The organism is Chloroflexota bacterium, assembly GCA_013152435.1.
Taxonomy (GTDB): Bacteria; Chloroflexota; Anaerolineae; order DUEN01; family DUEN01; genus DUEN01.
In genome coordinates, this window is sequence record JAADGJ010000062.1 from 42,896 (window position 1) to 56,511 (window position 13,616).

Below are 13,616 nucleotides of genomic sequence, written 5' to 3' on the forward strand. Positions count from 1 at the left end.
GCGGCGCTCCGGATCGCCCTCACGCGATGGAGGAATCTTGCTCGTAGAAACGGGGATCGGCTGCCTCGGCCTGTTGAGCCTCTGAGGGCTCGAACAGCGGCTCGTCCGCCGGTAAGGGTTCCGGGACTGATGCGGTCGTGCCCTCCCAGATGCGGGCCAGCATCGCGATGAGGCCGTACCAGACCGAGGCCGCCAGGAAGGCGATGAGGGCGACCGCGGCCAGGCCCACGATCTGGGCCTCCATCTGGCCGGGCCAGTCCGGTTGCATCCGGGCCGCGGCGAGCAGGCCGGTGACCCCCTGCCCGACGACGCCCTGGTACTGCTCAATGCCGATCCTGTTCCAGCCAACGCCTGCCGTTCCATCGGCGAACAGGCCCACCGCCAGCAGGCTTAGGACGGCCCCGATCCCGTGGGTGCTGATGACGGCGGTGGGATCGTCCAGGCGCAGGACGTGATCGATGATGTACGTTGCCAGCGGTACCAGCAGGCCAGCGATCGTCCCGATGAGCAGGGCGGCCCAGGGCGGCATGAAGGGGCCCGCTGCCAGCGCGGCGATCGCCCCGGCGGCCACGCCTCGGGCGGACATCAGTGGGTCATGTCGGCCGGCCACGAACCAGGTGTAGGCCATGGGGGCCAGGACGCCGCCGGTGGCGGCCAGCAGGCCGTTGAGGGCGCCGCGAATGGGCTGGACGGATGACGGATCCAGCAGGGGATTCCCGTAGCTCCATCCCAACCCTCCCACGATGAGCAGGATCGCCCCCAGGGCGGATAGCAGCGGGAGATGCACGGGGGGGAGCTCGATGGGCTCTTGATCCGAGTGTGGCGGGCGACGCGTGCAGAAGATCAGGATGCCGGCCACGGCCACGGTAGCGCCGAGCAAGTGCACGCCGGCGGCGCCGCCGAAGTCGACCAGGCCGTGCCCCAGGCCCAGATTGTTGCCCAGATTGGCCAGCCACCCGCCGCCCCAGATCCAATTACCGACCAGCGGGTAAAGCAATGCGCCGATCAGCAGCCCGCCGATCGCCGAGGCGAAGGTGGGAGATCGGCCTCGCAGGCTGAGCAGCGGGATGAGCACCGCCGTCGTGACCCAGGGGAGTTGTGCGAAGAACAGCGCGTATGCGGCCGGGGTCGCCGCCTCGTGCAGCAGTCCCCATCCGCTCAGGCCCACCATGCCCCAGCCGGGGCCCCAATCCGGCCCCAATGCGGACCACTCCCACACCAGGCCCTCCAGCCCCGGCAGATCGTGGACCAATCCAACGCCGCCGAACTGGATCCCGAAGCCGATGGCCCAGTATCCTAAAGTGGCCAGGCCCACGGCGGACAGCCCGGTGAGCGCGGCCTGGCGGGATAAGGAGGGTTCCATCCCACCGGCCGCGATCAGGACGAAGCCGATGGGGACGAGCCAGGAGAGGCTTCCGGCGATCAACGTCCAGGGGAAGCTCCCGTTCGTGGTGGATTGGGAGGCATCGCCGGCGGCGGCGACGCCGTAAGAGAGCAGGATCAGCGCGAGGACGCCGGCTGTCGCTCGTGCGAGTTGGCGCTTGCTCATGGTATGCAATGTAAACGCCCCCTTGCAAGGTGAGTGAATTGTATCAGAATCCCGGGGAACACACAAAAGACGAGGCGCCGCGCCTGTTGGTCGATGCCATGCTGGGCAGGCTGGCGCGCTGGCTCCGCCTGCTGGGCTGCGATGCCGTGCTGGCTCCCAACGACGCGACCGATATGGAGCTGGTGCGGCGCGCTCGCGCCGAGGGACGCACCATCCTGACGCGGGATACCGCCCTCGCGCGGCGACGCGGCGTGGCCGTGTTGCTGGTCGCCAGCATGGAGTTGACGGCCCAGCTCCGGCAGGTGGTCGGGCAGCTGGGGATCGGTCGGGAGCGCATCGGCACGCGCTGCCTGGTCTGCAATCACGAGCTCGTTTCCCTGAGCCGGGAGGACGCCCGCGGTCGGGTCCCCCTCTACGTGTGGGAGACGCAGCATCAGTTCCACTATTGTCCGCAATGCGATCGGGTCTACTGGGCGGGCACGCACTGGGAACAGATGCGCGCCCGGCTGGATGCCATACTGGACCCGGACGACCGGACGAGCCGGTGATCGATCGTCACCGCGCTCCACGGCAGGACCAGCGGATCTCCCAACGGGACCAGATCCGGCCCGGCGTAAAGCCCGATGCGAAGGCTGTACGGGCCGGGCGGGAGGGTATCCGGCAGGGGGATTGAGTGGCGGTCGCGCAGCACCTCGCCGGGCTGCCACAGCGACGTGGGGTAGTACATCCCGCCGGGGGGGGCGTCGTGCTGTCCGATCTTCTCCCCATTTCCCGCCAGCAAGTGCACAAAGGACGTGTAGTCCCGTTCCAGGGACCTCTTCGGCTCCCAGTAGAGCGTCAGCTCTAGCGGCTGCCCCGGCTGCGGATCGGGCGTGTCGGTTGCCACGGCCAGCAGGATAAGGGCGTCCCCCACGACGCCCAATGGCTCACCGGGCGGCCTGGTCACGCTCCCCTCGACCTGCACGACGGCTCCCACGGGCCGTAAATCGAAGCGCACGTCCAGCCCCGGCATCGGCTTGACCAGGAAGACCGGACGCCCCGTGTCCAGGGCGGACGCCGTCACCTGGCCCACGTTGAGCCATCCCGGTCGCATCACCATCAGGGGGAAGAGCCCGGTGAGATCCGGCCGTCGATGTTCCACCTGCTGGAGGTAGATCAGCGGCACCATCTCATCGCGATCGTTGCTGACCAGGATCGCCTGCTGGGGCAGCGGCTCGCTCAGGATGTTCTCCCAGAACGTTCGGGCCTCTCGATCGGCGCTCCGGTCCACGCGCGGGAAAAAGGTCACCATGAGGAAGATCGGCAACAGGAGTCCCGCGGCCGCGATCGCGAGCGCCAGCGCCCGTCTCCATCGAATCGCCAGCGTCGCCAGCGCGGAGAGCCCCACGCCGGCCCATAGGGCTGCGATGAGATAGACCGGCACGTACAGGACGTACACGTCGCCGATGCCGTAGAACAGGTTGAAGCCCACCTGCGCCAGGAGCATGAGGCCGGTGGGCGCCAGGAGGTCCCAGCTTCTCCGCTCGATCATCCAGGCCAGCCCGATGATGGCCAGGGCCAGACCTATCTCGCTCAGGTTTTGGGATATGAGGGAGAGGGCGGCGGGGATCTGTCCCCAGGCCGCCGCGGGCGTCAGCAGCTCCCCGGCGAAGACGCGTCCCGTCACGAACGCCAGGAAGCCGTCCAACGAGCGATCGTACAGGGGGAGCGTCTCGCCGGGGCCGAGCGGGACCCACAGGTACGGCGTGGCCGGCGCCCGCAACGGGATGTACAGGTAGAGCAGTTGGGGCAGGATCAGACCGGCCAGCATCCTCCCCACCGTGCCACGATCCACGGCGGGACGCTTCAGCCAGGCCCACGCCAGCAATCCAGGCAGCCAGAGGATCGTCGTGCGGTGGTGGGCCAGGCCGAGCCCGACGACCCAGGCCAGGAGCACCGGGGCTCGTTGGCCTTCATCCTCCCGCACGATCAGCCACAGCGCGCAGGCCAGCAAGAGCGCGTGCAGCGTGTACACCTCGGCGATGACGGCCTGGGACCAGAAGGTGGGATTGGCCGCGAATGCCAGCGTCGCGCTCGCGGCGGCCAATCGTCGCGCCGAAAGGGGTAGCCGGGGCGACACGCGGCTGATCATCCCCAGGGCGACGAGGTAGCCGATGCCCACGGCCGTCCCGCCCCAGGCGGCCGATAGGAGGTTCATGCGCCAGGGGGGCGTGCCCAGGACAAGCAGGTGGCTCCACAGCCAGCCCAGCAGGAGGTATAGAGGGTATCCCGTGGGGTGTGCCAGCCCCGCGATCCACGCCGCGACCTGGAACTCGGCCGGATCGCCGAAGAGGAGCCCCGGGGCCAGCGTGCGCAGGTAGAGGATGCCGGCGGACAGGCCGCATCCCGCCGCCAGCCAGCGATCCACCCTCCGGCTCATGGCGTCGGCTCCAACCTCACCCAGTCCACGGCGGCCGCCAGCGCCCGGCGGTCCGGGTTGCGCCCGATGCGGAGATAGGCCCCGCCGGATCGGACGACCTCCGCGGCGCTCCCGGGCGGCGCCCCCTTCACACCGATCAGCGCGTGGGAGGCGCCCGGCACCATCCTGGGATCCTGCCCCGCGCCGATGGTCTGCAGCGCGGCCCATGCCTGGTCCGTCAGGTGATCGATGGCCGGACCTCGCGTGGCCACGACTACCAGCATGCCGTCTGGCACGTCCTGCAGGAACTGCGCCAGCCGCTCGGCCTCGTAGATGTTGGCGGCGGTGTCGAACCCTCGCTTCTCCAACAGGCGACCGTCGCGGGGATCCACCACGGCCACGTTGTACCCGCGTCGTCCGGCCGAGGCGTCCACCCGCTCGCCCGCGTCGTCCTCCAGCGTGATGTAGGCGAAATCGGCCGATGCGTTGATCTCGATGTCCACCGGCGTTTCCACGCCCGTCTGCCCGATGCGCGCGTCGGCCGGGAGCACATCGCGAGGGCGGGCCGCCCAGGCGAACTCCAGGGCGATCCGGTTGAGTCCACTCCGCACGATCCCCGCTGGGACCTGGACCTCGTAGGTCTCCCAGTCGGCGGCCAGTGTGATCCGATCCCCCACCGGCCGGCCGTTGAGCAGCACCCGCATGTGTTGAGGAGGGGCATCGGGGTAGGCGAAGGGATGGACGCGCAGGGAGAGCCGGTAGGGGGGCGCCGGCGATGTCAGGCGTATCGGCAGGAACAGGCGCGCCCGTCGTGCCCCCGCCCAGTTGGCCGTGACCCCGAAGATCTGCTCGTCGTCGTGCCAGCCCTCGCCGCGATAGGGGGCCGATCCCTCGACCCCGAGGTCCAGCTCGAAGTCCGGGCGCCCTTCCGGCTGATAAACCCGGTAGGCCTGCACGCCATCGCGATCGTAGAACGGCTGGCGGTCGACCGGCAGCAGCTCCAGCGTGTAGTCTCGGACGGCCGCGTAGGTGTCCGCGTAGGGGAACCGGCCGGGGATGGGCGGCAGGACGATGAGGTAGCGCACGTCGTAAAGATACATGAGATCGGCCGCCTGGGCGCGCGCGGCCGCGTCCACCTCCGGCGGGACTGGCCGCCCGAACTCCGTTTCCGTGATGGCCTGGAACAGCGGCAGGCGGCGGAAATACGCCATCTTGAACTCAGGGGCACGGCTGATGTTTCCGCCCAGCATGGGCTTCCCGTGCACCGTCTGGTAGAACTGCACCTGCGTTCGCTCCGATCCGAGGACGCCGAAGGAGTTGCGCCACCCCAGCGGCAGTTGTAGGAGGGCGAAGTCCCCCGGCTCGTTGGCGATCTGCTCGTAGATCGGAGGCACGCGGGCGTCGGTCAGCGGGAGGGGCACGGCCGCGTGCTCGAACAAGATCGCCGCGGCCAACAGCCCGGCCAGCGCGCCGGCGATCCCCTCGCGTCGATGGCCGGGTGAGAGCCTGCGGATGGCCCACGCGATGGCATAGGCGGCCAGCACCGCGATCCCCAGCATCAGGATCACGCTGTTGCGGTTGGGAGCCCGGTTGGCCTTGACGAAAGGGATATAGTGTAAGAGCGCGAAGGGCATGGGGAACGTGACGCCGCGGTCCCCCAGCAAGCGGTCCAGGCTAAACTCGTATCGGCCGTTGATCTGAAGCAGCGGTCCCAGGCAGAACGCCCCGAAGAGGACCGCCACCCAGCGCCAGGGACGGCCCCGCTTCCAGGCGGCCACAGCCCCGATGACGGCCAGCGCCAGGGTCACCCATCCGACGAACACGGTGTTGATGTCGGAGAAGCGCGCTGTGCCCTCCTCCACCGCCCGCAGCGCGCGGGGCCACTCCTCGCCCCAGAGGGGATGGAGGGCGGTGGGCGTGATGAACCCCAGCAGATCTGTGCTGAGCTTCAGGCCCTCTCCCCATCCCTCCAGCGCGTAGTCGCCGCTCACGAATTCACGCACGATGGGCACCAGCGCCGGGCTCCAGATGAGGGCGGCCACCACGGCCACGATGGCCATGCGGGCTGCCAGCGAGGCGATCTCGCGTCCCGCGTCCTTAGGCTGTTTGTGGGCGCGCACGGATTGCGCCAGACGGAACCCCAGAAGCACCACGGTCAGGATCGCCAGGAAGACGGCGAAGATCATCTCGGCCAGCGCGGCCAACGCCAGGAAGAACCCGGCCAGGGATGCATCCCGCCATCCCGGGCGACGCAGCGTGCGTATGAGGTACAGGGCGTAGAAGGGGATCCACTGGGTGGTCACCATGTCGTAATGCCCCAGCGCGGCGTAGATGGCCCGGTTGGATCCGAAGGCGTAGATCAGGCCGGCGATCAGCGGGACCAGGTGGCCGAGGGTCCCGGACGGCAGGCGGTGCTCATCGGCCAGCAACTGGCGCACGAGCAGGTAGGTTCCATAGCCGCTGAGGGTCGTCGCCAGGATCAGCGTGGCGTTGGAGGCGGGCACCACTCCCCACGCCAGCAGCATCGGCAGGGCCATCAGCGCGTTGAAGAAGTTGTACGTGTACAGGATCAGGTCAATGCCCAGCGGATACCAGATGAGGTCGGTGTGCAGGGGGGAGGTGTGCAGGTCCAGGAGGGCGTGTTTGAAATACCAGATGTTCCAGAGGAACGTGGACTCGTCAAAGGCCCAGGTCGCGCTGCCGGGCGTGTGGGTGGCGAAGCGCAGGAGCAACGGGTAGCTCAAGAGAAGAGCCAGGATCAGGAAGGCGGCCGGGATCAGCCACTGCCATCGCTTGCGTATCATATCCTCCCACTCGCGTGCGCCATGGGGTTAGGGCGCCAGGGTCACCGAGAGCTCAATGCGATCCGTCAGCGGCTGGCCGGCCTCGTCCAGGATCGACAGCCGCTCCCCGGTGCGCCAGTCGTACCAGCCCAGCGCGATGGTGTAACGCCCGGCGGGCGCCCCGGGCGGCAAGGCGACCTCCACCTGATCGCGCACCGGCACCCCGGGCGGCCAGGCATCCGTCGGGAACAGCCCGGCGACCGGAATGGTGTCCGCCTGGGTGACGAGCTCGTTCTCCTGGTTGATCAGGTGCACGAACATCGTGTACGACTTCTCCGGTAGTCGCTTGAAGCGCCACACCGTGTCGATGATCACCCGGGCTGGGTCGCCGATGGCCGGCCGGGTCTGGATGTCCAGCAGTTGCAGTCCCTCGCTGAACTCCGCCGGGACGACGCGCGGCAGCTCGAAATCGGGATCGGGGCCGCCCGGCGATAGCCGAACCTCCGCTACCCCCGGGTAATCCATGCCGACGCGCACGGCGTAAAGCCCGAACGGCGCGTCCTGGCCGATGGTGACCCGTTGCCAGGTCGCCACCACGTCTCCCGCGTGCCACTCCCCGTAGCGATAGGGCAGCGTCCCCGTCCACACGCCGCGTGGTATCCCCTCCGCATCCTCCACCACCAGCTGCACCGAGGGGGCCTCCGTGGGGGGCACATCCCCGGGATCATCCACCATCCAGTAGAGGGTCACCTCCAACGCGCCGCCGGGCCGCGCCTCGCCGGCGATGTCGTATCCGACCAGTCGGGGCAGCCCCTGGCCGGGCAATCCCTGGGTGCGGGCAGGTGGCCCCCCTTGATCGACGCGGTAGACCTCCAGTCCCGGCTCCCCTCTGGGGCTCTTCACCACGGCCAGCGGCGTCATCACGGGCAGCAGGCGTTGTAACCGTTCCCGATCCGGCATGGCCGAGTTGCCCAACAGGTAGATCGCCCCGCCGGGCGGCGGCATAAGGAGCGCCTTCCTGGCGTCGAACCATCGCAGCTTCGGATCGCTGCGATCGAAGAACTCGGTCAGCGGCACCTCCTCGTACAGGAGCATGAACGAGGGATGGCGGTAGATATCGGCCGAGAGGTAGGCCAGTTGCTCCGGCTGGTTGCGCTTTAGCCAACGCGCCGCGGCGACCACATCTCCATCGAACGCCTCGAACGCGCCCGCGGAGCGTCCCCACGACACGAAGTACCCCCACCAGTTCAGCGTGGCATGGAAGATGAGCGCGCCGGCCAGCACCGCGGCGAAGGCCGTCTGTCGGTCCTTGGGGTTTACCCGGGCCCGCGCCCACTCCGCCACCTGCCAGGCTCCGATGGCCGGGAAGAAGTAGAGCCCGGGGAGCACTCCCAATGCTCGCGGCAGCGCGGGAATGCGGTCCACGGCCAGGAAGGTGGGGATCATCATGACGGGCCACCACAGGAGGAGGAAGAGGAACCGCCGTCTGCGCCACTGTTGGATCAGATAGAGCACGCCGACGATGGCCAGGGCGCCGGTGATCACGTCGAACACTGGACGGCCCGGCAGGTTGTAGAACCAGTCCCGGTCCCCCAGCCCCGCCACGAAGAACTGCAACGTGTTGCCGAACAGCGCCAATACCGATTTCACGATCGGATTGCCGGAGCTGACGTGCGGGTTGCCGACGAACACCTCGCCCGCGCGAGAGGTGAAGCTGCCGGGGTGCTGGATGAAATAGCGGAACAGGGGGAGGAAGATCACGGTGGCGGCCGCGTACATGGCCAGGATGCCGCCCGGGAAGCGGCGCAGGATGGATGGCCGTCCCCGGCGGCCGTTGATCCACCACTCGACGGCCAGATAGAGCGCCAGGAAGCAGGGCACCAGCCGGGAGGCGGTGTAGAAGTACAGGTTGATCCCCATGGCGACGCCGGATCCCACCATCCAGCGCCAATCTCGCCGGTTGATCCCCCGCCAGAACGCCCAGAAGCCGATGGTGGTCATCAGCGGCGTGAACACGCCCCGCACCCCGAAGCGGCTGAAGTGCACATGCCAGAAGCTGGTGGCCAGGAACCCGGCGGCCAGCAGCGGCACGGGGGTGTCCTCCAACGGGGTGCGGCGCAATAGCTCCTTGCCCAACCAATACGTCATGGGCACGGTGATCAGCCCGGCGACGACGGAGGGGAAACGCACGGCGAACTCGTTAACGCCGAAGAGGAGGAAGCTGAAGGCGACCAGGAACATGTGCAGGCCCTCGCGCCCGTAGTTGGCGGGGAAGAAGACCTGCCCTCGCCCGGCGAGGACGTCGAGCGCGTCCAGCCCGTCGACCGCCTCATCGCCGAAGAGGCCGGGTGGGATAGTCCCGATCCGCCACAGCCGGAAGGCCACGGCGACGACGATCAGGAGAAACAGTGGGCTGATCGGCCAACGCCGACGGAGAAAGGATTTCATGTCCATGTCAGTCTGGAACGGCGATGAGGTAGCGGTGGTGCGCCCAGATCGCCTTCACCCACCAGGGCAGCGGGGCACGTTCAAGCCACGCGTGGCGCATCACCCGTTCGTACAGGTCCGGCTCTTTCCCCAAATAGTAGGCCATCGTGGACCATTGCCAGTTGTCGCCGCTAAATCGGGCGTTGAGTCGCGATGAGCGGATCCCGAGGCGCCGCAGCACCTCCGTGGCGGGCATCACCGTGTCAGGCCAGGGCGGGACGTCCAACACCCCCTGTTCCACCACGCGGGCGCCGGCCCCCTCGATCAACCGACGGATGTACCCCATGCGCGTCCATTGCTCGTCCACCGTTCGGAAGAAATCGCGGTCGATGAGGTACTTGCGCATGAAGTAGCCCACCTGCCAGCGGTTCGGCATGGCCACGAATACGACCTTGCGGGAACAGCGCACCAGCTCGCGCAACAGATCGCCTGGGTTGGGCAGATACCAGAGGCCGGCCCACTCCCAGCATAGGTCGAAGGAGCGATCGTCGAAGGGAAGGGGATACCAGCCGGATTCGCTCACGTCCACCAGCGCCACGTCCAGCCCCAGCTCATCCCAGATGCGCTGCACGCCGGCCAGCCGCTCCGGCTCATCGTCGACCAGGGTGACCTCGCAGCCGGCCTGGGCCAGGACCACGCTGTTGATCCCGCTGACGCCGGCCATGCCGTACAGGGGCGCCTCCAGGACGCTCTGGACGTGGAATCGCTTGCGCAGGTGGTCCAGGAAATCGTTGAGGACGAAGCGCTCGTAAACCAGCCCCAGCCCCTCGTCGTAGTCGGTCAGGTAGCGTTTCCAGTCGGGTTTGGCCACGGTGACTCCCCGGCGTCAGTGGGCGGTATCTTCCGGTTCCGACGCTTCGCCGTCTTCCGGGGCGAAGGTGACGACCAGCCGGTCGCCATCGTAGCGAGCCCCCACCACCTCGAGCCCGGCCAGGACGCGAGGCAGCATCAGGTTTCGCTTCCAATTCCCGATGCGGATCACCAGTTCGTCGTGAGCCGTCTTCGTCAGATGGATCCGGGAGCGGTCGGCCAGGGGCAGCGGCAGGCTCAGGTAATATCGATCGCCTCGCTTGGTGATCCGCTGCGTTCGGCCCCGATAGAACACCTGCGCCGGATCCCGGTCGCCGAAGATAGCCGTCGCCATCTTGCGTAACATCTCGGGGCCCACCACCTCCTGATCGAAGAGCGGGACGTCGAAGATGGGTAGCGGGCTGAACGTCTCCTCGATCGTGCGATGGTAGCGTTCCTGGATATCCTTCCACGTGGCGAAATAGCTGTCCCCGACCCGGTCGGGGATCATGCGGTTGCAGATGATGGCGTCCGTGGCGTATCCGTAGAGGTTCAGGTAGGTGAACGCTCGTTGTGCTTCCTTGATCACCATCTTCTCAGGGTTGAGCACCAGTCGGGCGGTGGTGCGCTTCGGGTTGCTCAGCAGACCATGCATGCGATCGAGCTGTCGGAGGAGTTCGGCCGCCGCGTCGAACACGGCCTCGTCGGGCAGAGGGACATCTGTGACGGCCTTGAGGAGGGGACGCGCCACCTGCATCGCTTTGCGCTCGATGGGGAAGATCTTCTCCAGATACCAGCGCGCCATCTCAGGAAAGGCCAATAGTTGCAACGTGGCCCCCGTCGGCGCGCAATCCACGACGATCACATCGTACTCGCCCAGATCGTTCAGATGGGTGATCTGCATGAGGCTGGCCAGCTCCTCCATGCCGGGGAGGACGCTGGTCTCCTCGGCAAGCAGTTCGTCCATGCCGCGCCAGGCGAAAACGGCGGCCAGGTACTCCTGGACCTTGCCCCAATACTTCTCCATCTGGTACAGGAGGTCGATCTCCTGCCCCCATAGGTTCGACGCGATCTGGGTCGGCTCCGGCCCGATGGAGCAATCGAAGCTGTCCGCCAGGCTGTGCGCCGCGTCTGTACTTAACACGATGGTGCGGTACCCTAGCTCGGCGCAGAGCACCGCGGTCGCCGCGCTGACGCTGGTCTTCCCGACTCCTCCTTTGCCCGTGTACAGGATGATGCGAGCCTGCTCATCCCTCATCTTTCCTCAACCCGATCCCATCCTCTCAAAGCGTATCTGAAGATTTACCGGTATGGTATCTGAGGGAGACCTTCAGATACCAGCTCTACAGGGGGAGGTGTGGAGGGGAACTCCCCTCTCGGAGGAACTCCGCTCCTCCGGGCCTCCATACAGAGGCAACGACATTTCTCAGACACGCTCTCAGATCTCGGTAGGGTGTCCTCTTCCTTGGATACGCTGTCCAGACCTCATCTACCTTCGTTGGCCCGCCGGCGGGGCCGGAAGCGGCGCCCTCATCTCTCGCGGGCTTCGTCCCACGTCCAGGGGGAGCGTGCCTCGGCCGTGGCTCGATGTCCGGGCTACGGGGTACGATCGATCTGTTCTCGCTCCCGGAACACCCGATAGTCCAGCGTAGAGAAGGGGTTGTCCAGCTCTTCGGTTTGCCGCAGGAACAGGCGGTCCTCATCGGTGAGGGATCCCCGCCGCGCCATGCTGATCAGGTGGTTGAAGCGCGCCAGGTGTCCCTGGAAGCGGTTGATCGCGTACTCCCTCGCCTGTCCCGTGGTGATCAGGAACGGCCAGTCGCTGGATTCCAGCAGCAGGAGCTCCCGACCGGCCTGGTTCAGCACCTCCGCGATCTCTCCCTCGGCATCCGGATAGCGCGCCACCATCTCTTCCATCATCCGCTCGGCCGCGTGGATCAGCGGCCACATCCACTCCGTGTCCGGGTTGAGCCAGGTCCAGTGCCCTCCGCCGTTGCCCCAGGAGCTCTCCGGGATCTCCAGGACCTCCTCCGGCGGATGGGCTTCCAGATAGGCCCGCGCCGTGGTCAGTTCCACCTGCGGGTCACGGGCGAGGCGGCGCAATACCTCTTTCAGCCAGGCGACGCCCTCAAACCACCAGTGCCCAAACAGCTCGGCGTCGTAGGCGGACACGATCACGCCGTACTCGCCGGTGCGATCGTGGTATTCCGCCAGTCGGTCTCGCACCAAGTTAACGAAGTGATCCGCGTGGAGGTTCACCTGCTGAAAGGCCGGGTATGGATCGTACAGCTCCTTCTGTCCCAGATCGACCCGTGCCCCGGTGATGCGCCAGTATTGGATGCCGGAGACGTCGTCCTTGCGATGGAACTCGCGGTAGAGGAAATCGCCCGGGTAGCCGTGGGAGGCTGACCACACCTGGAGCCCGGTGCGTTCGTCCCTTCCAAATACCGCCACGTCCGTGCCGTGGACGTAGTAGGGGCGAAAGGTGGTGCCGGCCCGGGCGCGCGGCCGCTCGTATTCTCGCGTGACGAGCTTGCGCTTGGGGATCGCGCCATAGGGGCCGATGGCGTCCCCCGCGGCCTTGCCGACCACTGCCCCGCCTTCGATGACGTGGGTGTCGGTGAAGAAGTACCCGATGTTAAAATCGGCCAGGAACTCCTCGATCCCCGGCTTCACATAACTCCGCCCTCCCTCCTCTTTGATGTAGGCCGGGCGGTATCCGCATTCGGGCAGCCAGATCCCCTTCGAGAACTGCCCCATGTGGCGATGCGTGGTCTCCACGCCGGTGTGTAGTTGGGCGTATATGCTGGAGTCCCGCTCCAGCAGGGGGGTATAGCAGTGGGTGGCCATGGAGGTGAGCACGTCGATCACGCCCATCTCCTGCAGGCGGCGAAACGCGCCGGCGAGATCTCGGCCGTAGCGTTTGCGGAATGAATCCTGGATGCCCTGATACCAGTCTCGATACCATTTGGCCAGGTAGAGCAGGTGATCCCGTTGCTTCTGGACTTGCTCGGCCGCTTTTTCATCGACCGGGATGGGGGGCGGCGGCAGCGAGGGGTCCCGTTCGAGCTCGGCCAATGCCTTCTGGACCTCTTCGGCGTCCTCGTCCAGCCCGCGCTCGGCCGCGTCCTCCAGCAGCTCCTGGCGCCTCCGCTCCAGGGCGGCCTGCCGACGAGCCAGCGCCGCGTCGTGTGCCTCCCGCCACTCCTCCAGAACGGGGCGGCTGAACCGCTGGATGTCCGCCTCCACCAGGGCCATCCGTTCGTCCAGGTAGACATCGAAGTGGTCGCACACGTCTGGATCGGCGATCTGCTCCAGGAGGATCGGTGTGAGCCCGATGGTGAGTCGGGGCTGCTCGCCTTCCTCCACCAGATCGTATAGCGCGTTCAGAAGCGGGATGTACGTCTCCGCCATGGCCTCATGCACCATCTCCTCGCCGTGCGGCCAGCGCCCTGCCCGACGGACGTATGGTAGATGGCTGTGCAGTACGAGGACGAAGGCCCCGATCTCTTCCGCCATACCTCCCCCTTATCCGGTGATTCTGGAATCTCGCGTTTCGCGGCCGCATTATACCATCCCCCAAGGGCATTGCCAACAGAACACGAGCGAC

Annotated in this window: 8 protein-coding genes; 1 reads left to right on the top strand and 7 read right to left on the bottom strand. The window is 67.1% G+C overall.

Features of this window, described 5'->3' with window-relative positions; all coding sequences use genetic code 11:
* Positions 1-19: 19 nt before the first annotated feature.
* Positions 20-1,549 carry a hypothetical protein gene (locus GXP39_09000; GenBank protein NOZ28172.1) on the bottom strand — a complete coding sequence of 510 codons (1,530 nt, stop codon included), beginning with the start codon at positions 1,547-1,549 and terminating at the stop codon, positions 20-22.
* 38 nt (positions 1,550-1,587) lie between these two features.
* Here GXP39_09000 and GXP39_09005 point away from each other — a divergent pair, with 38 nt between their 5' ends.
* Positions 1,588-2,097, top strand: a complete 510-nt coding sequence (locus GXP39_09005; protein NOZ28173.1) for a hypothetical protein — start codon at positions 1,588-1,590, stop codon at positions 2,095-2,097.
* Here GXP39_09005 and GXP39_09010 read toward each other — a convergent pair.
* The 6 genes from GXP39_09010 to GXP39_09035 all read right to left on the bottom strand — a co-directional run bounded on the left by GXP39_09010 (position 2,016) and on the right by GXP39_09035 (position 13,525).
* Positions 2,016-3,968, bottom strand: a complete 1,953-nt coding sequence (locus tag GXP39_09010; GenBank protein NOZ28174.1) for a DUF2723 domain-containing protein — start codon at positions 3,966-3,968, stop codon at positions 2,016-2,018. The two genes, GXP39_09005 and GXP39_09010, sit on opposite strands and share 82 nt — an antisense overlap.
* A complete protein-coding gene (locus GXP39_09015) occupies positions 3,965-6,751 on the bottom strand; it encodes a hypothetical protein (protein ID NOZ28175.1) in 2,787 nt (928 codons plus the stop codon). The genes GXP39_09010 and GXP39_09015 overlap by 4 nt, the downstream gene beginning before the upstream one ends.
* 27 nt (positions 6,752-6,778) lie before the next feature.
* A complete protein-coding gene (locus GXP39_09020; protein ID NOZ28176.1) occupies positions 6,779-9,178 on the bottom strand; it encodes a phospholipid carrier-dependent glycosyltransferase in 2,400 nt (799 codons plus the stop codon).
* Positions 9,179-9,185: 7 nt separating this feature from the next.
* Positions 9,186-10,028: a class I SAM-dependent methyltransferase gene (locus GXP39_09025; GenBank protein ID NOZ28177.1), complete on the bottom strand. Its 843-nt coding sequence runs from the start codon at positions 10,026-10,028 to the stop codon at positions 9,186-9,188.
* A 15-nt stretch (positions 10,029-10,043) separates the two neighbouring features.
* Positions 10,044-11,264, bottom strand: coding sequence for an ArsA family ATPase (locus GXP39_09030; GenBank protein ID NOZ28178.1), 1,221 nt, complete (start codon positions 11,262-11,264; stop codon positions 10,044-10,046).
* Between the two features lie 338 nt (positions 11,265-11,602).
* Positions 11,603-13,525, bottom strand: a complete 1,923-nt coding sequence (locus tag GXP39_09035) for a DUF1957 domain-containing protein (protein ID NOZ28179.1) — start codon at positions 13,523-13,525, stop codon at positions 11,603-11,605.
* Positions 13,526-13,616 lie beyond the last annotated feature (91 nt).